The organism is Burkholderia anthina, from assembly GCF_001547525.1.
Classification (GTDB): Bacteria; Pseudomonadota; Gammaproteobacteria; order Burkholderiales; family Burkholderiaceae; genus Burkholderia; species Burkholderia semiarida.
On the sequence record NZ_CM003768.1, the window covers coordinates 2,568,088 to 2,591,390 of the forward strand.

The window sequence follows — 23,303 nt, forward strand, 5'->3', positions numbered from 1 at the left end:
ATGCATGCTTCGAAATGGATCCGTCGCGTTGCATCGGGCGCCACGGTCGCGATGGTCGCGGGGGCCGCGAGCACGGCCTGGGGGGCCGGTAATCCGACCGTCACGGTCAAGTTTCAGGGTTCGTACAACTCGGTGACGTGCACGATCGTAGGCGGTCAGGAAAATCAGACGATCAAGTTGCCACGGATCTCGACGTCGTCGCTGACGTCGCCGGGACAGACAGCGGGCTCCACGGCCTTCACCATTCCGTTGCGCTGCGACGGCAGCATCGATTCGGTCCGCATTTATTTTCAACGGGGCGCCACGACGAACGCGAACGGAAATCTCGACGTCGAGACGCCGAACGATCCTGCAAGCGCCAGAAATGTCCAGGTCCAGTTGATGAACGGCGACGGTTCGCCGATCCAGATCGGCAATGCGGCGACGATGCAGACGGTGAACGTCGATGAGTCGACTACGACGCTGGTGCCGTTCGGGGCGCAGTATTACGCGACCGGCGCGGCACGCGCCGGCACGGTTCGTACGTACGCGACTTTCGTGATTCAGATGCCGTGATGGTGTTCCATCGGCAGTTTTTCTTGATATTCGCATGACATTCGACAGTTCAGGCGCCGCGTTGCGCGCGTCGCTTCAAGAGACCCTACTGCACGTCGCGCTGCTTGCGCAGGGTGCGTCGATACCGGAGGTCCATGCGTGGCGAGCACGGTGCATCGGGCTCGTCGAGCGGCTCGAGCAGGCGATGCGCGACGACGGGCGCGCAGCCGACGTCGTGCGGGACGTCGGCATCGCGCAATGCATGCTGCTGGACGAGGCGACGCTGCGTCATCTGCCCGCTGGCACGCGCGACGAATGGCTGCGCGAGACGCTGCTGTTCCGATTTCATCGTGCGCACGGCGTTGCGCGGTCTTCGGCGCAAGTCGGCGCGTTGCTGGACGCCCCCTGTCCGGAAGCGTCGCTGCTGAGTATGTATACGACGTTGCTTGGGCCTGGACCATCGCGTCAGGGAGACGTTGCTCGGGCGCTCCCGGATGCGGGGTGTTCCGTGACATTGCAGGCAGGCCCGCGCGCGGCCGACGTGGGGGATGAGCCGGCGCAGCGGTTGCCGTGGCCCGCGCGCGCCGTTGCGACTGTCGCGACACGCGCAGGTAAGCCGCTTCGGCCGGTCTTGTTCGCGACGGTGGTACTGGCTGCCGTGTGGATCTTCTGCGACGTCTCGTTGCGTCGTGCGGTGGAGCGCTTGCCCGACTCGGGGCCGCGCGTGACGCAGAACAGCGACGGAGGGCGCCAATGAGCATGCGGTCAATCAAGGCGATCGGACTCGTCTGGATCGCAATGCCGATCGTGGTGTTCGGCGGTGCATGGGCACTCGCGGGGCTGCCGGATTGGCTGAGCGCGCTATGCATCGGATCGGCTGTCGCGCTCGCGCTGTGGGTCGTCACATGGTACGAGCGCCGGCATCCGGCAGCGGCTCCCGCCGAATCCGCCGTGGAGGATATCGGCGGCACCGCGCGCGAACTCGACGTGATCGTCGTCGTCGGGCCCTACGCCGCCGCGCTGTTCCCGCGCGAGGGCGGGCGCGCCACGATCAGGCGCGACGATCGGGCGGTGTGGCTGCTGGCCGATACGCCAGCGCGGCTCAACGATGTGATGACGCAAGTCAAGGCGGCGCGAGGGCGTTTCCCGGACGCCGCGCTGCTGCCCGTGGTACCGGAGGGCGACGACGAAAGCGTGTTGCGCAGGGAGTTTGCGCAATGGCGCATTGCGCTGCAGGCAGCGTACTGCCATCCCGAATGCGTGCTGCCGTGTCATGTCGCGGTATACGCATGTCTGGGGCCGGGCGAGGGCGGCGCGCCGCAAACGCGATGGTTTGGCGATTCGCTCGAGTTCGACGCGCCGCGCCTCAAGAACGCGATCGGCGTTTCAGACCGGTTGCCGGCGATCCGTGGCCAACTTGCCGAGTCGCGGCATGCCGATGCGGCGGGCCGGGGCGCTCTGGGGCTCGCGGTATTCGAATGGCTCGACGAGGCGGCGTTGCTGTCGTCGATTTCCGCGCTGTCGAATACCGTGCCGTTTGCGTTGCAGGGTGCGTCGCTGGCGGACATCGACCACACGCCCGTTCGGCCGGGCGCGTGGACGCGCTGGTTGATCGCGAAAACCGGCCTGCAGCCACGCGTGACGAAGCCGGTCGCGGGCCCGCTTCCGTTGCCGCGCATTCAGGCATCGGCGTCCGTATCGGCGGGTACGGCCGGGCGACTGCCCGCGCCGTCGCCGGTCGACCGGCGGGCATGGCCGCTTGCCTCCCACGTGCTGCTGTCAAGCGCGACGGCCGTGACGCTGGCCGTGGTGATATCGGGTGCAGTGAATTATCGGCTCGTCGAGCGGATCGCGGGCGACCTGTCTACCTATTGGAGCACGCCGTCCGTTCGCATCACCGCATCGATCGACTCGTTCGAGCGGCTGCGCGCGGCGCGCGACGAGGTGGCGCGCAATTTGCGCGACGGCGCGCCGTTCGGCGCGGGATGGGGGCTATATCCGGGGCGTGCGCTGCTGCCTCGCGTCGACGTGGCGCTGGCGGCCTACCGGCCGCCGCTCACGACCGTGGAGATCGATAGCCTTTCGCTGTTTCCAAGCGGCAAGGCGACGTTTTCCCCCGCGCACGCGCATCGTGAACTCGCACATGTGCTTCGGTTGATCCGGGAGAATCCGGACCAGCGCGTGCTGATCGAAGGGCATGCGGACAGCGAGGGCTCATCCGACGCGAATCTTCGGCTATCCGAGGCGCGGGCGCGCGCGATTCGCGATTGGCTTGTCGCCGAAGGCGGATTGCCGGTCACGCGTTTCGCGATTCAGGGAATGGGCGACGTCCGCCCGATCGCGGACAACCGGAGTGAAGCGGGCCGGGCACTGAACCGGCGCGTCGACATTTCGCTGATTCCGGACGGCCTGCGCCGCTGAGTGCGCGGTGACGCGCTCGACACGGTAGCGCATTGCATCATCGCTGTGACGATCCATACGGCCGGGGCGGTGCTTGCTCCGCCGCGTGGCAACGACTCGTCCAGGCACGCCCCATAGCCATTCCAGATAGGGATTCATCTCAGCCGAATGCGGCGTTTTCAATTCGTCGCTTTATTGAGATTAGAGATTTTTTGGATATTTCGTATATCTCCAATTATCGGCAATTAAGTTAGTACTGGTCCTATATAACGGCGCCGACGAGTGTCTTAAGATGCCCGGAGTTTACGCTGAAAGGGCGAAACGGACGAGCATTCGCTCATTGATTTTTTCCCAATCTGAATTCATCTGGAAAGTTTATGGCCATATCCAGCAGTGCACAGAAATTCATTGCGCGAAATCGTGCTCCGCGCGTCCAGATCGAGTACGACGTCGAAATCTACGGCTCCGAAAAGAAGGTCGAGCTGCCGTTCGTGATGGGCGTGCTCGCCGATCTGTCCGGCAAGCCCCTGGAGTCGTTGCCGGCCGTCGGCGATCGGAAGTTCTACAACATCGACATCGACAACTTCGACGAGCGGATGAAGGCGATGAAGCCCCGCGTCGCGTTCTCGGTCCCGAATACGCTGTCCGGCGACGGCCAGCTGATGGTCGACATCACGTTCGAAAGCATGGACGACTTTTCTCCGGCGGCGATTGCGAGAAATGTCGACGCGCTGTCGCAGTTGCTCGACGCGCGCACGCAGCTCGCCAATCTGCAGACCTACATGGACGGCAAGTCGGGTGCGGAAAATCTTGTCAGCAAGGTGCTGAAGGATCCGGCGCTGCTGAGCGCGCTCGCCAAGGCACCCAAGCCCGAAGCACGGAAGCCGGACGCTCGGGAACCGCAAGAGCAGTGACGCGGCCCTGGACGCTCAACCACGATCTAACACAGGTAAAGGTAAAAAATGGCTGTACGTGAATCGCAGGCGCGCGCTGCCGAGGCGCAGCTCGGCGCCCAATCGGATTTCAATGCACTGTTGTCGCGCGAGTTCAAGCCCAAGACGGAGCAGGCGCGCGAGGCGGTGGAATCCGCCGTCAAGACGCTCGCCGAGCAGGCGCTGGCCAATTCGGTGACGATGTCCGACGATGCCTACAAGAGCATCGAGGCGATCATCGGCGAGATCGATCGCAAGTTGTCGGAACAGATCAACCTGATCCTGCACCACGACGATTTCCAGAAGCTGGAAAGCGCGTGGCGCGGGCTGCATCATCTCGTGACGAACACGGAAACCGACGAGAAGCTGAAAATCCGCTTCATGGACGTGTCGAAGGAAGATCTGCGTCGCACGATGAAACGCTACAAGGGCGTGGCCTGGGATCAAAGCCCGTTCTTCAAGCAAATCTACGAAGAGGAGTACGGTCAGCTGGGCGGCGAGCCGTATGGCTGTCTCGTCGCCGACTATTACTTCGACCACACGCCTCCGGACGTCGATCTGCTGGCGTCGATCGGCAAGGTCGCCGCGGCCGCGCATGCGCCGTTCATCACCGGCGCGTCGCCGTCCGTGCTGCAGATGGATTCGTGGCAGGAACTCGCGAACCCGCGCGATCTGACCAAGATCTTCACGCAGAACCTCGAGTACGCACCGTGGAACTCGCTGCGCAATTCCGAAGACTCGCGCTACATCGGTCTGGCCATGCCGCGCTTCCTCGCGCGCCTGCCGTACGGCATCCGCACCAATCCCGTCGACGAGTTCGATTTCGAGGAGTCGACCGACGGATCGGACCACCGCAAATACGCGTGGGCCAACGCCGCATATGCGATGGCCGTGAACATCAATCGCTCGTTCAAGCACTACGGCTGGTGCACGCTGATTCGTGGCGTCGAGAGCGGTGGCGTGGTCGAGAATCTGCCGTGCCATACGTTCCCGACCGACGATGGCGGCATCGACATGAAGTGCCCGACCGAGATCGCGATTTCCGATCGCCGTGAGGCGGAGCTTTCGAAGAACGGCTTCATTCCGCTGATTCATCGCAAGAATACCGATTACGCGGCGTTCATCGGCGCGCAGTCGCTGCAGAAGCCTGCCGAGTACTACGATCCGGACGCGACGGCCAACGCGAACCTGTCCGCGCGTCTGCCGTATCTGTTTGCCTGCTCGCGTTTCGCGCACTACCTGAAGTGCATCGTGCGCGACAAGATCGGCTCGTTCAAGGAGCGCGACGAAATGCAGCAATGGCTCAACGAATGGATCATGTACTACGTCGACGCCGATCCCGCGAACTCGTCGCAGGAAACCAAGGCGCGTCGTCCTTTGGCTGCTGCCGAGGTGGTCGTGGAAGAAGTCGAGGGCAACCCCGGCTACTACCAGGCGAAGTTCTTCCTGCGCCCGCACTTCCAGCTGGAAGGTCTGACGGTGTCGCTGCGACTCGTCGCAAAGCTTCCGTCGGTCAAGGCGGCCGCCTGATCGCGGCGAGCGATTGCCGCGGGGACGGTTGCTGATCGGCAAGCCCCAGCACGCGCGCTGACCGTCGCGTCGGCGACGTTCCTCGTCCCGCGTATTCCGATGTGATGTTTGACCCCGGGGGAGTGGTGATCAGGCGCTCCGTAAATAAACCTGATCGCAAAGTTAGTTGTACAAAAAATTCAACCAAGACGTAAGGAGTGATGCCATGGCACACGACATTTTCCTCAAGATCAACGGAATCGACGGCGAATCCAAGGATGCTACTCACCATGACGAAATCGAGGTCTTGAGCTGGTCGTGGAACGTAGCGCAGCAATCGAACATGCACCTGGGCTCCGGCGGCGGGGCGGGCCGCGCGACCGTCGACGATCTGCAGTTCGAACACTACATCGATCGTGCGAGCCCGAACCTGATTCAGTACTGTCTGCTGGGCAAGCACATCGATCAGGCGAAGCTCACGGTGCGCAAGGCCGGCGGCAATCCGCTCGAATACATCATGTTGACGATGAATGACGTGCTGGTGACGCAGGTGAGCCCGGCTGGCGTCGCGGCCGACGAATCGCGTCCGCGCGAGATCGTTCGCCTGTCGTTCTCGCGCCTGAAGCAGGAATACGTCGTGCAGAACGCGCAAGGCGGCAGCGGCGGTGCGATCACGGCGACGTTCGACATCAAGCGGAACGCGGCGTAAGCGTCGACGCCCGTAGTTCAGGGCGATGCCGCCTGTGCTTGCGCGGGCGGCATCGCAAGCCGTTGACCAAGGCGTCTTCGCGATGCGTGGGGGCCTCGGTCAACGGCTGCCCCGGGTACGACAGGATCTTCCCTATGTTTTCTCGATTTCCGCCAGGTATGGCGACGCGCCGCAATGCACTGAAAGGTATCGCGGCCGGACTGACATTTCTGTCGCTTGCTGCGTGCGGAGGGGTGCCGTCGCGGAAGGATCTGGCCGCGTCGCTGAATCTGAAGATCAAGGTGAGCGATGGCGTCAATCCGGACGAGCTCGGGCGGCCGGCGCCGATCATGGTGCGGATCTATGAATTGAAGTCGGCCTATACGTTCGACAACGCCGACTTCTTCTCGCTGCAGAACGACAGCAAGAAGGTGCTGGGCGAAGACGCGATCGTGATCGACGAGTTCGTGCTGCGCCCCGGCGACGTCCGGGATATTCGCCGGCGTATCAATAGCGCGACGACCGCGATCGGCGTGCTGGCCGGATACCGCGAGCTGGGCAAATCGGTGTGGCGCGGCACGTATCGCTTGCCGCCGCCGCCGGAGGAAGCATGGCTTCGGGTGTTGACGGCGCGTACAAAAATCAAATTGAACGTGGATATCGGCCAGCGGGCCGTTCTGGTAACTGAATTGGATTGACATGAGTTGGCATAACAAGGTCGTGTGGAGCGAGGGTCTTTTCCTGCTGCCCCAGCTGTTCCAGCAACAAGAGCGCTATTTCGAACATTTCGCGCACAAGCGTTCCGCGCCGCTCAGCCCGTTCTTCTGGGGCTTCAGTCAGTTCGAGACCGATCAGGAATCGCTTGCGTTCGGCAAGCTGGTGTTGAAGAGCGGTGCAGGCGTGTTTCCCGACGGGACGCCGTTCGACGTGCCGGCGCATGCGCCGCCGCCGCCGCCGTTGACGATCGTGCCCGAGCACCAGAACCAGGTCATCTATCTGGCTGTCCCGTTGCGGCAGCCCAATACCGAAGAGACGGTGTTCCGCGACGAGACGGCGTCGCTGGCCCGCTATCTGGCGTTCGAAAACGAACTGCGGGACAGCAACACGATCGGCCAGGGGCCGAAGCCCGTGCAACTGGCGAACCTGCGCCTGCGGCTGCTGCCCGAAAAGGAACTGACGCAGTCGTGGATCGGCATCGCGCTGACGCGCATCAAGACCTTGCATGCGGACGGATCGGTGTCGCTGCACGTGACCGATCACATTCCGCCGGTCAGCCGGTACGGCGCCGATCCGCTGCTGCGCGAATGGGCGACGCAACTGCATGGCCTCACGAAGCTGCGAGCCGATGCGCTGGCCACCCGTCTGTCCGGTAGCGACGGGCGGGCGGGCGCGGCGGCGGAAGTCGCCGATTACCTGCTCCTGCAGGTACTGAATCGCTATGAACCGCTGCTCGAACATATCTGCCGGATTCGCGAGACGCCGCCGATGGTGTTCTATCGTGAACTCGCGATCATGGCGGGCGAGCTGTCGACGTTCGTGCGCCCGCAGACGCGCCGTCCGCTCCCGACTCCCGGCTACGATCACGCACAACTGTATGCAAGCATCCGGCCGCTCGTGGAGGAGGTCCACTATCTGCTCAACCAGGTGCTGATCCGCGGTGCGCAGCCGATTCCGCTTACCGAACAGCCGCACGGCATCCGCGTCGCGGCCGTGATGCCCGCGGAACTCTCCGGCTATTCGAGCCTTGTGCTGGCCGTCGGCGCGCAGATGTCGCCGGACGTGCTTCAGCAGCAATTCGCCGCGCAGACGAAGATCAGCCAGCCGCAGCGTTTGCCCGAGTTGATTCGTTCGCACCTTCCCGGGCTCACGATGGTGCCGCTGCCGGTGCCGCCGCGACAGATTCCGTTCAATTCGAGCTACATCTACTACGAGTTGTCGCGCAGCGGGCCGTTCTGGGAGCAGATCGCGCAGCAAGGCGGGCTCGCGATGCATATCGCCGGCCACTTCCCCGAACTGAAACTCGAACTGTGGGGAGTGCGCCATAAATGAACTCCGGTACGTTCGATAAGGACGCGTTCGACTTTCTCGCGGGGGATTCCGGGACGGTGCTCGATCCGCAGAAGGAACGCGCCGGAGACGAAAGGCGTGCCGCGAGCGCACCCGTCGATCCTGGCGAGTTCGATGCGGTCGTGGATATTCAGCAGCGTCTCGACGAGGTGCGCGCAGCCGCGAATCCGCTGCTCGAGGCGGCGCGCCCGTTGCTCAGAATGCTCGCCGACATGCCGGCGACGCTCGATACGTCCGAAGCGGTGGAGGGGCTGAGGACGCTGCTCGTGCGCGAGGTCAACCTGTTTCAAAAGGTGTGCGACAAGGTCGATCTGCCGTGGAAGCACATGGCGGTCGTCCGCTACTGTCTGTGCACCGCGCTCGACGAGGCGGCCAACCGCACCAGCTGGGGCGGGAGCGGCGTATGGGCAGCACGGAGCCTGCTGATCACGTTCGAGGGCGAAGTCGACGGCGGCGAGAAGTTCTTCCTGTTGATCGGCCGGATGGCGACCGATCCGCAGGAGTACGTCGATATCCTCGAAATCCTGTATCGCGTGCTCGGTCTCGGGTTCGAGGGCCGCTACAGCGTGATGGCCGATGGGCGCCGCTATCTGGAGCAGATTCGCCAGCGTCTGTGGACGCTCATCACCGGCGCGCGAGACGCGCTGCAGCCGGAGCTGTCGCCGCACTGGCGGGGGGCGCCGCCCGGCAAACTGCCGTTGCTGCGCAGCGTGCCGGCATGGGCGTCCGTCGCGCTCGCGGCGCTCCTTCTGTTCGGACTGTTCGTGTTCTACCAGTACCACCTGCTGACCGAGCGGCATCTGCTGGAGGCGCGCATTCTCGAGATCGGCAAGGAGCGGCTGGCGTCCGCGCCGCAGCGTCTGCGCCTGTCACAGCTGCTGACGAACGAGATCGCGCGCGGCCTGCTGACCGTTGACGAAGACGACCGGCGCAGCGTCGTCGTGTTCAGGGGCGATTCGATGTTCGCGTCGGGCCAGAGCGTGGTGTTGCCTGAGATCGAGCCGATCCTGAACAAGGTCGCGAGCGAAGTGGCGCGCGTCGGCGGCAACGTGCTCGTGAGCGGGCATACCGACAACCAGCCCATTCGTAGCGCGGCTTTCGCGAACAACCAGGTTCTGTCGGAAAAGCGCGCGGCGTTTGTCGCGCAAATCCTGCAACGGGACGGTACGCCCGCGGAGCGGATTCGCGCGGTCGGCAAGGGTGACACGCAGCCGATCGGCGATAACGCGACGGCGGCCGGCAGAGCACTCAACCGTCGCGTCGAAATCATGGTCACCCCGTAGTACCGGAATTCAGCATGTCTTATTTGAAACGTCTTTTCAGATGGTTGGTCTCGTGGCGGATGCTGGCGTGCGTGGCGATTCTGCTGGCATGCGTGGCGGTCTGGTTTCTGGGGCCGCTGTTCGTGTTCGGAGAGCTGCATCCGTTCGCCGGCGCCGTGATCCGCTCGATCGTGATCGCGCTGTTGGCGGGCCTGCTCGTCCTGTGGCTGAGAAGGTGGCCGCTGAGTCCGGTCTGGGTGATCGCGCTTTGCGTCGCGCTCTGGCACGTCGGCCCGCTGTTCGGGTTCGCGGAGCATCATCCGCTCCAGCCGATCTGGGTGCGCGTGTTGATCGTCGCGGCGATCGTGTTCTGCTACGCGCTCTACGGTCTGTACAAGTTGTGGCAGGCGTTGCGGTCGAACGATGCGCTGCTGAAGCGCTTTCTCGAGCCGAAAGGGGACGAGCCGGCCGAAATCGGCCGCGACGAAGTGCGCGCGGTTGCGATGGTGGTGTCCAAGGCCATCGCGCAGTTGAAGCGCTTGCGCGGCGGCACGCTCGGATGGCGTCGCCTGCTCGAGGTGGACCGTCATCTGTACGGGCTGCCGTGGTACATGATGCTCGGTACGCCAGGGGCCGGGAAGACGACCGCGATCCTCGGGTCGGGCCTGCAGTTTCCGTTGACCGACCAGATGGCGGCGGTGTCCGCGCACGGGATCGAGCACACCGCGAACTGCGAATGGTGGTTCGCGAACGAGGCGGTGCTGATCGACACCGCAGGTCGCTATGTCGAACAGGACGACGCGCGCGAAGAAACGGCTACGACGGTCAACGCCGCGGAATGGAAGGCGTTGCTCGGCCAGTTGCGCAAGCATCGGCCGCGCGCGCCGCTCAATGGCGCGATCCTGACCGTGAGCGTGGCGGACCTGGTCAACCGGTCGGAAGTCGAGCGCACCGCACTCGCGGCGAGCTTGCGGGCCCGGCTCGGCGAACTGCGCCAGCAACTCGGGATTCGCTTCCCCGTCTACGTATTCGTCACGAAGCTGGATCTGTTGCCGGGCTTTACCGAGTATTTCCAGTCGTTGACGGCTGACGGGCGCACGCAGATCTGGGGTTTCACGCTGCCGTGCGACGAGTCGGGCGCGGCGAGCGTCGACGGGCTGCGACGTCACTGCATGCGTGAACTGACGCTGCTGGAAGCGCGGGTCGACGCCGGCTTGAACAACCGCTTGCTCGAAGAATACGAGGGAGAGCGCCGCAAGCGGCTGTACCCGCTGGCACAGGAGTTCCGCAGCCTGTCGGCGTTGCTCGCGGATCTGGTGGAACTGGTGTTCCTCGATTCCCGCTACGACGACGCGCAGTTGCAGAACATGCTGCGCGGCGTCTATTTCACGAGCGCCGAGCAGACGGATCAGGTGATGACCGTCGACCGCGACACGGTGCTGCAGCGCCTGAGGCGCAAGCTGGCACGCCTGCGTACGACCAGCGACACGGCAGCGCACGTGCGTGGCGACGATGCGATCGCCGGCCATCGCAGCTACTTCCTGCGCAACGTGTTCCAGCACGTGATCGTGCCGGAGGCGCATCTGGTCCGCGCAGATCTGAAGTGGGAGATTCGCTTCAGAACGATGCGCTGGGCGGGCCATCTGCTGACCGTGGCCCTGTTCGTCTGGCTCGCGTTTTCGCTCACGGTGAGCTACGAAAACAACCGGAACTATCTGTCCGCGATTTCCGGCAAGACGTCGGCGCTGGCCGCGCGGGCCGCGGCATACAACAAGGCACCGAAAGCAGCGGCGATCGGCGGCCTGCTGGACAGATCGAGGGATCTCCCGCGCCACGGCGATCTCGATCTCGATGCACCGGGCCTTGCGTACCGCTACGGCCTTTATGTGGTCCCGGCCATCGTCTCGGCGTCGGATACGACCTATCTGAGCCTGTTGCAGCAGACGTTGATGCCGCAGATCGTGGCGCGCGTCGAAGGCGATCTGAACACGCAGATCGCCGCGCAACACCCGGACGATGTATACCGCACGCTGACCATCTACCTGATGTTGTACGAAGCCGGGCGTTACGACGCGAAGGCCGTCCGGGCCTGGGTGCTGCGGGACTGGGAGCGCGCCGACAGCGCGGCGGCGATGGGCGGCCGCAATGCGATGACGCGGCACCTGGAGGCGCTGTTCGTCGACGGCCGCCCGGTCAAACCTTCCATGAAGCAGGATGCCGCGCTCGTGCAGCGCGCACGCCTCTTCCTGAGCCAGAACCCCGCGCCGAGGCGGCTGTACGAGCGGGCGATCGGCGCGATGCAGAAGGAGGCGCCCGAAAACTTCACGCTCGCGCAGGCGCTCGGGCTGCAGGGCGCGTCGCTTTTCAAGCTCGTGGATGGGTCGCGCTTCGAGCAAGGCGTGCCGGGGCTTTACACGTACGACGGTTATCACGCGTTGTTCAGTCAGCGTCTGCCCGAATTTCTCACGCGCGCGCAAGACGACGACGATTGGGTCATGGGGCGCACGTCGAAGCGCAACGATCTCGTGGCATCGATACAGGGCACCCGGATCGTGGCGGCCAGATCGTCGCTCGCCGACGAGATTCGCCGCCAGTATTTGATCGATTACGGAAACTACTGGCAGCAGTTTCTCGCCGACATTCGGCCGGCCACGAGCGGCGAGAACGGCCGGGACGGCACGCTGGCGCTCGACCAGGCGACGCTGCGCGCACTCGCCGCCCCTGATTCGCCGCTGGTGAGGCTGGCGCGCGCGGTGGTCCGGGAAACGTCGCTGTCGGTCATCGATGCACCGGAGCCGTCGTCGCTGAACGACCTCGCGCTGGCAGCGGTCGGCCGGCGATCCTCGGCGGCGCGAACGGCGGCGGTCGAAGCCGGGAAGATCGCCGCGCAGCGGCCGGAAACGCGACTCGAGAAGGAGTTCGTCGACAACCGCTTTGCGGCGTTGCGCGAAGTCACCACCGGGCAAGCCGACACCGGCAGCGGTCCGGCGATGACGGACAAGCCGATTTCGGTGGGCGGCAAGGCCTTGCAGCTCGACGCGATCCTGACGTTGATCAACGAGCAATACACGCGTCTCGTCGTCGCGAGCAACGCACTGTCGGCCAACAGCATGCCGCCGGCGCTGGATATCGGCACGACGCTACAGACGGAAGCCGAAAAGCTGCCGGCGCCATTGCGGCTCGTCCTGGGCGGTATCGCGACGCAGGTGGCGGACAAGGTCGGGCAGGAGGTCGGCGGGCTGCTCGCGATGCAGGTCGATACGAGTGTCGGGCAAACCTGCCGGCGCACCATCGACGGCAAATACCCGTTCGTGCGCAGCAGCCAGGAAGTCGACGTGGAGGACTTCAACCGGATGTTCGCAAGCGGCGGCGTATTCGACGAGTTCTTTCAGAAATCGCTGGCGAGCTACGTCGATACGAACGCGAAGCCGTGGCGCTACAAGTCACTGAGCCCCGGCATGCCGCCGATCAAGGGGCCGAGCCTCGCACCGTTCGAGCGTGCGGCGGCGATCCGCGAAGTGTTCTTCCGCGATCAGGGTGCAAAACGGATGGCGTGGAAGATGGATGCGAAGGTGGCCGCGATCGACCCGGAGATCACCGAATTGCTGATTGACGTCGACGGTCAGACGCAGCGCTACGTGCACGGCCCGGTCACGCCGTTCGCGCTGAGCTGGCCCGGGCCGCGCGGCGGTGCGGTAGCGGAGATCGCGGCAAGGCCGGCGATCCGACCGGATACGTCGACGATCGTCGCGACGGGGCCCTGGGCGCTGTTCCGGTTGATCGAGCGCGGCCAGTTGACCGGCACGGCATCGGCCAGCCGCCTGACGCTCGCGTTCGATTTCGATGGTCGGCATGCGGCGCTCGAGCTGATGACGAGCGGGCAGTCGAATCCGCTGACGAGCAATCTGCTGACGGGCTTTCATTGCCCTGGGGGGCTCGCGTGACGGTCGGCATGCCGGCGCTGTGGGGGCGCCTTCCCGCGTCGGTCGAGCACATCCGGCACCGCACGACCGTCATGCAGGCTCTTCAATGGCAACACTGGCTGAAGCGTCATCCCGAGTGGGCGGCGCATCTGTCCGGCGAAGGCGGCACACATGCGTTGCCGTGGAGTTTCGTGCTGACGCCCGCCTGTTCGCCGTTCGCCGATGGGCGATATGTCGTCGGCGTGATGGCCGCTTCGTGCGATCGGGCCGGACGGCGGCATCCATGCATTGTCTGCTGCACCGTGTCGCGCCGCTGGCTGGAGCGCCGGCTGCGCGAGCCGCGCGGCGTGTTGTTCCAGATGGCGCGCTTGCTGGCGAGGTACGTGCCGCCGCGTGCGCAACCGGCCGATCCGGATCGCTTCGTGTCGTCGTTGTACGCGCAACTTGATGCGCTGTGGGACGCGGCGCACGCATTCGTATGGCCGCGCATGGGCGGGCGCGGCCGAAAGGCGGTCGTGCCGTCCGCGGATTCAGAAATTCAAGGGGCGGGCTGCGGCGACGATCCCGCGCGCGTGCTGACCGGCGTGCCCGAGGTGCCGTGGGCGGCGTGGCCGCGGTGTACGACGCAGCGCGAAGGCGGGTGGTTCTGGCAACAGGACGATCGCGGCGGTTTCGTCGATCAGAGGCGGATCGCCGGTTTGCCGGCGGGCGCGGCGGCGATCGCGCGCGACGCCGACGAACCGGATTCGGATTGCACCGTCGATGTCGAGCAAGAGCGGATTCATGAACATACGGAACGCTGATACATACACGTTCGATCAATTGCCGTGCGAGCACGAGCAGGGCACGCGTGCGCTGGAGCGGGCGATTGCTTCGAATTGCACGACCTTGCGCAGCCGACACCGCGAATATCGCGAGATTGTCGCGTTTCGTCGCACGCCGCACATCAAGAAGCTCGAGCGCACGTTGTGGTTGGCTGCGTGGCAACTGCACGACGTGGACGACGCGAAGGTGGCCGCGCTATGCGCGAACGGCAACCTGGCGACGATCGCGAGCATGCTGGCCGAATGGTTAGGCGTACATGCCGCGCCGGTCGAGTGGGTGGCGGGAATCGATCCCGGCGGCGGCGCGCCGCTGGTGCCGGGCGTGCGCGCGGTCTACTGCATGCGCCGCGTCGTTGCATTCGGACGGAAGGTGATCGATGCGCGCGACGCGAGCGATCTCGACCTGGCCGCAAGCTATCTGGTCGATGCCGCGACGAGTATCGGCGCCGATTTGCTGATCGACGTGCTGCTGAAGCTTGCGGCGGTGCGTGTCCGGTATCCGGCGCGCGCATCCGGCACATGACGCAGGCAACCGCAGGGCGGCGCCATACGGCGGCTGCATGCGGATATAGGGCAATGCGCGTGGGCGCATCTTTGTTTTGGGTAAGTGGGAGCGAATGGATCGCATGTCAATCAATTCTTCGGAAGGACTGATCAATCAGGAGCGCACGGTGGTGATTCGCAGCGATGCGATGCCACGGCTGCTTGGCAAGCCCGCGCTCCGATTCCTGTCGCTTCGCGGTGGAGAGCATCTCGGGAAACTTTACACGTACGAGGTGCTGCTGCGCACGCCGGACGATTTTCACGTGCCGTTGTCGACCAGTGCGAATCTCGATCTGAAGGCGATGATCGGCACCGAGATGACCGTCAGTGTGCAATTGGAGGGCATCGGGACGGGTGTGGAAGGCGGTGTCGGCGCCGGCGGGCGGGAAATCAGCGGCCTCGTCGTGAAAGCGGGTTTCCTGCGCACGGAAGGGCGCTACAACGTTTACCGCATCGTGTTGCGGCCGTGGCTCTGGCTCGCCACGCTGACGAGCGACTACAAGATCTTTCAGGACAAGACGGTGGTCGAGATCATCGACACCGTGCTGAGCGATTACCCGTATCCGGTCGACAAGCGGCTCGACGTCGACAAGTACACGGTGCAGGGCGAGAGTACGCGCAATGAGCCGCGGGCATTCCAGGTGCAATACGGCGAGACGGATTTCGATTTTATCCAGCGCCTGATGGAGGAGTGGGGGATCTACTGGTTCTTCGAGCACTCGGACGGCAAGCACCGGCTCGTGCTGTGCGATCACATCGGCGCGCATCGCCGCTCGCCGAGTGCCGCCTATCACGAAATCAGGCACCACCCGGAAGGCGGCAAGATCGACATCGAGTATCTGAATTATTTCTCGACGGACGAATCGCTGCGGCCGGGGCGCGTGGTGGTCGACGATTTCGACTTCACGCGGCCGAGGGCGCAGCTCGTGACGTCGAACCATCAGCCGCGCGAAACGAACTGGGGCGAAGGCGAACTGTTCGAGTGGCCCGGCGACTATACCGATAGCAAGCATGGCGATCTCATCAGCCGCGTCCGGATGGAAGAGCGCCGTGCGCCCGGCACGCGCGCGTTCGGCAAGGGCAACGTGCGCGGCCTCGCGTGCGGCCAGACCTTCACGCTGACGAAACACAAGCACGAGGAAGCCAACCGCGAGTATCTGATCATCGAAGCGGCGTTGATGCTGACCGAAATCGCCGACGAATCCGGCAGCGGTTACCGGTACGAATGCAATAACGAGCTGATCGTACAACCGACGAGCGAAGTGTTCCGGATGCCGCGCGAGACGCCGAAGCCGACCACGAGTGGCCCGCAGTCGGCGATCGTCGTGGGTCCGCCGGGACACGAAGTGTGGACGGACGAGTTCGGCCGCGTGAAGGTGCGCTTCCTGTGGGACCGGTATGCGCGCAACGACGCGACGGATTCGTGCTGGGTGCGTGTCAGCCAGGCATGGGCAGGCGTGAATTTCGGTGGCATCTATATCCCGCGCATCGGGCAGGAGGTGATCGTCGGCTTCATGAACGGCGATCCGGATCGTCCGTTGATTCTCGGCAGCCTGTACAACACCGTGACGCCGCCTCCGTGGGATCTGCCCGGAGAAGCGACGAAGAGCGGCTTCAAGAGCAAGACGATCACCGGCGGCCGCGAAAACTACAGCGGGATTCGCTTCGAAGACAAGAAGGGCGCCGAGGAATTCCACATGCAGGCGGAGCGGGACATGAACCGCCTGACGAAGCGCAACGAGTCGCTCACGGTCGGTGCGAGTCTGTCGGTCGGCGTCGCGCTGACACACACGCGCGCGGTGGGCGGCATGTTCACCAGCATCGTGGGCGGCGCCGCCAGCTACGCGGTGGGCGGCGCCGAGTCGACGATGATCGGCGGTGCTTGTGCGCTGAACGTCGGCGGCGCGTATGCGATTGCGGTGGGCGGTGCGATGTCGACGTCGGTGGGCGGTGCCTATGCGCTGAACGTCGGTGGTGCGCTTTCCATCGTGTGCGGTGCGTCGGCCATCAACATGACGGCCGACGGCACGATCAAGCTGGTCGGCACGAAGATCCGGATCGTCGGCAGCAATGAGGTCGTGGTTCAGGGTTCGCCGCTGCAGTTGAATCCTGGATGTGGCGACGGCTGTGCGGGCGGCGGCGGTGGGGGCGGGGCGATTCCGCCGATTCCATTCCCGACCTTCATGTTCAAGATGACCAAGCCGATTCTGCCGCCGCCGCCGCCGCCGCCGACGGTTGTTCCGCCGCCGCCGAGCGTTGCACCACCGCCGCCGACCGAGCCGCCGCCGCCGAGTGTCGAGCCGCCGCCGCCGAGTATCGAGCCGCCGCCGCCGAGTATCGAGCCGCCGCCGCCGAGTATCGAGCCGCCGCCGCCGAGTATCGAGCCGCCGCCGCCGAGTATCGAGCCGCCGCCGCCGAGTATCGAGCCGCCGCCGCCGAGTGTCGAGCCGCCGCCGCCGAGTGAGACGCCGCCGCCGAGCGAGCTGCCGCCGCCGAGCGAGACGCCGCCGCCGAGCGAGCTGCCGCCGCCGAGCGAGCTGCCGCCGCCGAGCGAGCTGCCGCCGCCGAGCGAGACGCCGCCGCCGAGCGAGACGCCGCCGCCGAGCGAGACGCCGCCGCCGAGCGAGCTGCCGCCGCCGAGCGAAACGCCGCCGCCGAGCGAGACGCCGCCGCCAAGCGAGCTGCCTCCGCCAAGCGAGACGCCGCCGCCGAGCGAAACGCCCCCGCCGAGCGAAACGCCGCCGCCAAGCGAAACGCCACCGCCGAGCGAGACGCCGCCGCCAAGCGAGACGCCGCCGCCGAGCGAGACGCCGCCGCCAAGCGAGCTGCCTCCGCCAAGCGAGACGCCGCCGCCAAGCGAGACGCCGCCGCCGAGCGAAACGCCGCCGCCGAGCGAAACGCCGCCGCCAAGCGAAACGCCACCGCCGAGCGAAACGCCGCCGCCGAGCGAGACGCCGCCGCCGAGCGAGACGCCTCCGCCGAGCGAAACGCCGCCGCCGAGCGAAACGCCGCCGCCGAGCGAAACGCCGCCGCCGAGCGAAACGCCGCCGCCGAGCGAAACGCCGCCGCCGAGCGAAACGCCGCCGCCGAGCGAAACGCCGCCGCCGAGCGAAACGCCGCCGCCGAGCGAAACGCCGCCGCCGAGCGAAACGCCGCCGCCGAGCGAAACGCCGCCGCCGAGCGAAACGCCGCCGCCGAGCGAAACGCCGCCGCCGAGCGAAACGCCGCCGCCAAGCGAGACGCCTCCGCCAAGCGAGACGCCGCCGCCAAGCGAAGCGCCACCGCCGAGCGAAGAGCCACCGGAATCGGAATTCTGATTGCGTGGCTAAACCGTGTGTCGCCGCACCCTGCCCGGGTGCGGCGACACCAAAGTGATGGGTTTTACGGGGAGAGAAATCACCATGAGCAATCCAGCAGCGAGAGTCGGTGACGCGATCGGCCATGGCGGAGCGATCGTGACCGGTTCGGGTGACGTGTTCACCAACGGAATATCGGCCGCCTATGTCGGCAGCGCCGCGGTTTGCGGCCTTCATTGTTCGGCCCAGGCCGTTGCGACCGGGTCGGGGTCCGTATTCATCAACGGTTCGCCGGCGGCTTTCGTTGCATGCTCGACGTCCTGCGGCGCCCCGGTCGCGTCGGGGTCGGGCGACGTGTTCATCGGCGGGTAACGGCAGGTCAGGGAGTTCAAATGAGTGGAATTGGAGGGTTGGGCGGCGTGCTTGCCGGCTTGCAGGGCACGGTGCTGGAGTCGCTCGACATCGCGCCGCGTCTCGATCGTCATCGCGGGCAGCCCGGTGATTTGGCCGGCCGCCACGGGGTGGAGCGGGCGTTGTCCGGCCTCCTCTGCGAGTCGGTCGACATGGTTTCGGGCAACAAGATTTGCCTGCCGCGAAACGAAGTCGACTTCAGGTTGCCCGGCCGTTTGCCGATCGAATGGTCAAGGTTCTATTCGAGTGCGCTGTCCGCGAACGGCATGCTCGGGGTCGGCTGGCGCACTGCCTGGGACGTCACGCTGCGACGCCGGGACGACGACCGGCTCGATTACATCGACGAGCAAGGCCGGATCGTATCGCTGCCGATGCCTGAACGCGGCGACCAGATCATCATTTCATCCGAGCAGCTTCATGTGGCCCGCCTGTCGGACGACCGGATCGTGGTCGCCGATCTGACGCCGCGTTACACGGTCTTCGGGGAATTCGACGAACACGGCATCGCACGCGTCAAGTATGTCGAGGATCTGGGGCGCCGCCGGGTGGGCTGCATCTGGGACGGCGGGCGCCTGCTCCGCATGCGCGGCACCTGCGGGCATGAGCTGCGGATGCACTACGGGCGCGACGAGTCACGCTTGACCGGCATCGAATGCGTCGATGGCGGGCCGACCGGTTTTCTTGTTCGCTACGCCTACGACGAGCACGGCCGGCTGGCCGAGGTGCGTAATCGACTCGGCGACGTCGTCCGCGGCTTCGCCTACGACGACAGCGGCCGCATGGTCGAGGAAATCGGTCCGCTTCGGCAGACCATGCGTTACACGTGGCAGACGATCGGCGGTGCGTCGCGCGTCGTCGAGCGCTCGACGTGCCGCGGCGCGCGCGAGCACTGCACGTACGAACTGGCCGAACGCAGTACGCAGGCGACCGACGTGTTCGGCCATACGGCTCACTGGCAATACGATGCACGGGGCCGCGTGCTCGCTTATGTCGATTTCGACGGGCGGCGGTATGCGTTCGAGTACGACAACGCAGGCTGGCCGAGCGCACTGACGTTGCCGGGCGAGCGCGAGGTGCGCGTCGTCAACGACAACCTGGGCCGGCCGATCCGTGAGGAGGCGCCGTTGAGCGGCGAACGCTCGACGGTCTACGCGTTCGCGAGCCGCGAGCCGCTGAGCATTCGCCTGCAGGACGGCCGGACGTGGCTCTGGCAGCGCGACGACGAATTGCGGCCGACCCAGTTCCAATCGCCGTCCGACGGTGTGATTCAGACCACGTATTCGGAACAGGACGGCGTCCAGATTCGGACCGACACGCACGAGCAGCGCGGCGCCGTCGTGCTCGAATACGACGGGCGCGGGCTCGTGTCGAAGCGGACCGATGCGGCGGGGCGCACGGTGAGCTATCTGCGCGACGGCAACGGACATGTCGTTGCCGTCACGGACCCGTTCGGGGCCGTGACGAAGATCGAGCCCGATCTGCTCGGGCGGCCGTTGATCGTGACGCTGCCGGACGGCCGGCAGGAGCGGCGGATCTGGAACGCCGCGGGGCAGTTGACCACGTCGACCGGCGTCGACGGGCAGGCGCGGCACTGGCATCGCGACCAGTACGGATGCGTGGTGAGCGCGGTGGACGAGGAAGGAAACGTCACGGCGCACGAGTTCGATGCGCACGGCCGCAGGATTCGCACCGTCGCCGGCAACGGCGGGATTCAGCGCCTGACCTGGGACCCGGTCAAGCGGTTGACGTCGATCGTCGACGCGGACGGCGTGACCCGGTCGTTCAGCTATGCCGCATCGGGCGCGCTGCAGCAGATCACGTCGACGTCGGATGGACAGACGCGCACCGAAACCTTCGCCCACGATGTGCTCGGGCGGATGGTTGGCCGCGACACCGAACACGCGCGCTATCGTTACACGTACGTGCGCGACGGCCAGCTCGGGATGGTGCACTGCCTGCCGACCGAAGCCGGGGCGGCGATCGGCGTCGAACCCGACACGCTGCGCTTCGAATACGATGCGGCCGGGCGTCTGACGGCGGAACACGACATGCATGGCGCGCTGCGCTACGTGTACGACGACGCAGGACGGCTCGCCGCCGTGACGCTGCCGGACGGGCACATCTTGAAATCGGAGCGCGACGAGGCTGGCGTAGTCACGCTGATGGGACTGGGCCATGGCGACGAAATGCATGGTATCGCCGCATTGAGTTACGAAGCGGCCACGCGCCAGTTGTTGCGCTCTCAAGGGGAACTGTACCTGCGCTCGGTTTACGCGGGCGCATTGATCGAGCGCTGGTTCGCGATGACGGTGATCCGGACGGCCGACAACGAGATGTTGCCGGGCAGCGCGGAATTCTGGCGCGAGTTTCATTACAGCCCGGCCGACAATCTCGTGCAGGTCGACGATCGTTTCAACGGCCGGAACTATTACGACTACGATCGTCGCGGCTGTCTGCTGCGCGTCGTCTCGGACGAACTCGGCATCGAATATTTCACGTGGGATGCGGCGGGCAACCTGCTCGAGACGCCGCGCACCGGATGGCAGCCTGCCGTGTATCCCGATCATCGGCTACGTGAGTGTCGAGGCTATCGCTACGAATACGATGCGTGGGGGCAGGTGGCCGTCAAGCGCGGCGCGGCGGACGAACAGACGTTCACGTGGGACGCGGACGGCCGGTTGATGAGCGTACGGAGCCGGCGCGGCGAGGTGCGTTATCGCTACGATGCGTTGGGGCGCCGCGTCAGTAAATCGTTCGGACAACCGCAAGCGGGCGGCGCGCGACGCCTGGATGACAACGCGGAGGTCACGCGCTTCGTCTGGCATGGCGAGCGCCTTGTCCAGGAAACGACGGGCGAGAACGTGCGGATTTATCTGTATCAGCCGGCACGGGACGGAGCCGTCGGTTATGCGCCACTTGCCTGCGTGGACCGGCGACGCAAGGACGACGGCACGTTTTCCGGGATGCACGTGTATTACTACCAGACCGATCTCGCCGGCACGGCGGTCGCGCTGACCGACGCGGCGGGCAAGCTCGTGTGGAGCGGCCGCTACAAGGCATGGGGGCAGGTGATACCGTGGACTCAACTGGCCACGCCGGTGCGGCAGCCGTTGCGGTTCGCGGGGCAGTACCTGGACGACGAGACCGGGCTGCATTTGAATGGCCGACGCTACTACGACCCCGATGCGGGCCGCTATCTCAGCCCGGATCGTGCCGCGCCGGCGGGCGTGAGCCCGTATCGCTACGTGTCGAGTCCGTTGAGCGTCGCGAACCCGAACGGTCACGCCGTTTCGCTGAGGCGGCCGAAGGGGGACGTGGACGGTGCATCATGCGCGGACGGCCCGATTGATCTGTCGGCGCGGCTGACGGGCGGCATCGACGAGTGCGATGTCATGTCGGGCGGCGAATGGCTGGCGTGGCTGGACCGTTGAGGCGGGGCGGCGTATCAGGTGGGGGGCTGTCGGCCCCCCGATTCATTTCGGTGAAGCCGGCGGCGTTTTCCCGGCACCGGCCGGTATCGCGGCCATGCTTCACGCCGCGGCCGGATCAGATCGAGCGCTGGAGTGCGCGCAGCAGGGTGCCGTCGCGGTCGAATAATTCGATCGTGTAGTGGTCGGGGACTTGTTCGAATCCGGTGGCGAAGTACAGATGCATGTCGAACCATTCACGCTTGATGTGCTTGTGAAACTTGCCGGCATCGAGCATTTCGCCGCGGTGAATCACCGTCCCGTCCTGCGCATGGGCGTTCATGCGGAAATGATCGAGCTGCGGCAGGATATCCGTGAAGCGGGCCCGATGCGCCCAGACGCGGAAGTCGTGGGCGCGCAGCAGCGTGGCCTTGTATTCCTCATCGGATGTGCAAACCGGCGTATCGGAATTCGGCGGTAAGCCATCGAGCGTTTCCCGGCGCACGCCGCGGTGCGCGAAGCTGATGCCCACGTAGGCTTCGTATTGTGCGAGCGTGCGCTCGACCCCGAGGCCGTACGGCCCGAAATCGATGCCGTCGGACGACGCGCCATCCACGCCGAGCAGCGCCCGGTTTCGCTCCAGGGAACGGTCGTTGCGGACATGCCAGTTCTCCGCGACGAGGCCGCTGGCTTGCGCCTCGGGCGTGTGATCGTCCCATATCTTGACTCGGCTGGCGCGCGTGTATTCGTGCCACGCCAGCACGCGATGCGGGATGTAGATATCGTAGCCGTGCGTGAACGCACGAGCGGCGATCGAGATTTCCTCGCCCAGAAAGAAGTAGTTCGGATCATGCCGCACATCGACGGCGAAATGCCCGTCCGCAAAAGCGAAGTGAGCGCTGTAGAACGCGCCCGGGACAGGCGCCTCCAACGCTTGCCAGTTATCGAGCCAGCCGGAACGAAGCGACAGCACGCCTTCCGGCATGAAGCGCTGGAAATACAGGCCGGTCGGCGTATGCGCGAGCGTGTCGCGCTGCGCGCCGGGCTGGAAGCCGGGCAGGTAGGTGGTAAGGAGCGGCTTCGCGCTGCGCGGGCGCAGCGACTCGAGCATCGCGATGGCCCGATCGTCCCACGCGTCGACGAAGTAGTGGTGAGAGTCGAGCTGCAACGTGTAGCGTTCGTCGCAGTACTGTTGCTGGATCAGATTGCGTGCCCAGCACGCGCCCTGGGATTGCCGATGGGGCACGTCGATCAGCTCGACGGTGGCGTCTCGATAGGAGAGCGTATGAGTCGGGAACGCGCCATCGTGGCACGCATGCCAACGCGAGAAGCCGTGCGCGAAGAAGGCGCCGATGGTCTCGTCCAGTGCGTGCTGCCAGCACACGACGACGCGGAGCTGGTCGGGTCGGGTGGCGCGCTCGATCAGGTCGAGCAGCGTCGGGATCAACTGCGGATCGCGATAGCTGGCGATCTGGACGAAAATGGTGCATTCCATGGGTCGATGAGT

15 protein-coding genes and 1 pseudogene are annotated in these 23,303 nt (G+C 65.5%); 15 read left to right on the forward strand and 1 reads right to left on the reverse strand.

From position 1 onward, the window contains the following. The 15 genes and pseudogenes from WS64_RS11730 to WS64_RS11795 all read left to right on the forward strand — a co-directional run bounded on the left by WS64_RS11730 (position 1) and on the right by WS64_RS11795 (position 21,820). Complete coding sequence (locus WS64_RS11730; protein WP_432206240.1) at positions 1-555, forward strand: fimbrial protein; 555 nt, start codon at positions 1-3, stop codon at positions 553-555. Positions 556-589: 34 nt separating this feature from the next. Next, a complete protein-coding gene (locus tag WS64_RS11735; RefSeq protein WP_060966515.1) occupies positions 590-1,291 on the forward strand; it encodes a DotU family type IV/VI secretion system protein in 702 nt (233 codons plus the stop codon). Then, the gene (locus WS64_RS11740) at positions 1,288-2,955 is read left to right on the forward strand and encodes an OmpA family protein (protein WP_060966516.1); all 1,668 of its coding nucleotides are present in this window, start codon (positions 1,288-1,290) and stop codon (positions 2,953-2,955) included. Before WS64_RS11735 ends, WS64_RS11740 begins: the two co-directional genes overlap by 4 nt. Positions 2,956-3,311: 356 nt before the next feature. Further along, the gene (tssB, locus tag WS64_RS11745) at positions 3,312-3,848 is read left to right on the forward strand and encodes a type VI secretion system contractile sheath small subunit (RefSeq protein ID WP_059573636.1); all 537 of its coding nucleotides are present in this window, start codon (positions 3,312-3,314) and stop codon (positions 3,846-3,848) included. A gap of 48 nt (positions 3,849-3,896) precedes the next feature. Then, positions 3,897-5,396: a type VI secretion system contractile sheath large subunit gene (tssC, locus tag WS64_RS11750; protein WP_059573637.1), complete on the forward strand. Its 1,500-nt coding sequence runs from the start codon at positions 3,897-3,899 to the stop codon at positions 5,394-5,396. Between the two features lie 205 nt (positions 5,397-5,601). Beyond that, complete coding sequence (locus tag WS64_RS11755; protein ID WP_059646121.1) at positions 5,602-6,084, forward strand: Hcp family type VI secretion system effector; 483 nt, start codon at positions 5,602-5,604, stop codon at positions 6,082-6,084. Between the two features lie 134 nt (positions 6,085-6,218). Next, positions 6,219-6,761 (forward strand): type VI secretion system lipoprotein TssJ, encoded by a 543-nt coding sequence (gene tssJ, locus WS64_RS11760; protein ID WP_081059360.1) that lies wholly within the window; start codon positions 6,219-6,221, stop codon positions 6,759-6,761. A gap of 1 nt (position 6,762) precedes the next feature. After that, entirely contained in the window at positions 6,763-8,112 is a 1,350-nt protein-coding gene (tssK, locus tag WS64_RS11765; RefSeq protein WP_059573640.1) for a type VI secretion system baseplate subunit TssK, read from the forward strand. Beyond that, entirely contained in the window at positions 8,109-9,413 is a 1,305-nt protein-coding gene (tssL, locus tag WS64_RS11770) for a type VI secretion system protein TssL, long form (protein ID WP_060966517.1), read from the forward strand. Before tssK ends, tssL begins: the two co-directional genes overlap by 4 nt. Positions 9,414-9,427: 14 nt before the next feature. Further along, positions 9,428-13,336, forward strand: a complete 3,909-nt coding sequence (tssM, locus tag WS64_RS11775; RefSeq protein ID WP_060966518.1) for a type VI secretion system membrane subunit TssM — start codon at positions 9,428-9,430, stop codon at positions 13,334-13,336. Continuing rightward, positions 13,333-14,118: a TagF domain-containing protein gene (locus WS64_RS11780; protein ID WP_060966519.1), complete on the forward strand. Its 786-nt coding sequence runs from the start codon at positions 13,333-13,335 to the stop codon at positions 14,116-14,118. The genes tssM and WS64_RS11780 overlap by 4 nt, the downstream gene beginning before the upstream one ends. Beyond that, positions 14,099-14,662, forward strand: coding sequence for a hypothetical protein (locus WS64_RS11785; protein WP_059573644.1), 564 nt, complete (start codon positions 14,099-14,101; stop codon positions 14,660-14,662). The genes WS64_RS11780 and WS64_RS11785 overlap by 20 nt, the downstream gene beginning before the upstream one ends. Positions 14,663-14,765: 103 nt before the next feature. Next, positions 14,766-17,015: pseudogene (locus WS64_RS11790) on the forward strand (type VI secretion system Vgr family protein); the annotation flags it as partial. 1,068 nt (positions 17,016-18,083) lie between these two features. Continuing rightward, on the forward strand, positions 18,084-18,350 hold the full coding sequence (locus WS64_RS32715; RefSeq protein ID WP_081059253.1) for a PAAR domain-containing protein: 267 nt from the start codon (positions 18,084-18,086) through the stop codon (positions 18,348-18,350). A 20-nt stretch (positions 18,351-18,370) separates the two neighbouring features. Next, a complete protein-coding gene (locus tag WS64_RS11795; RefSeq protein ID WP_060966520.1) occupies positions 18,371-21,820 on the forward strand; it encodes an RHS repeat-associated core domain-containing protein in 3,450 nt (1,149 codons plus the stop codon). A 115-nt stretch (positions 21,821-21,935) separates the two neighbouring features. On the opposite strand, the gene WS64_RS11800 is transcribed toward WS64_RS11795, so the two are convergent. Further along, positions 21,936-23,291, reverse strand: a complete 1,356-nt coding sequence (locus WS64_RS11800) for a GlcNAc-transferase family protein (RefSeq protein ID WP_060966521.1) — start codon at positions 23,289-23,291, stop codon at positions 21,936-21,938. Positions 23,292-23,303: the final 12 nt, after the last annotated feature.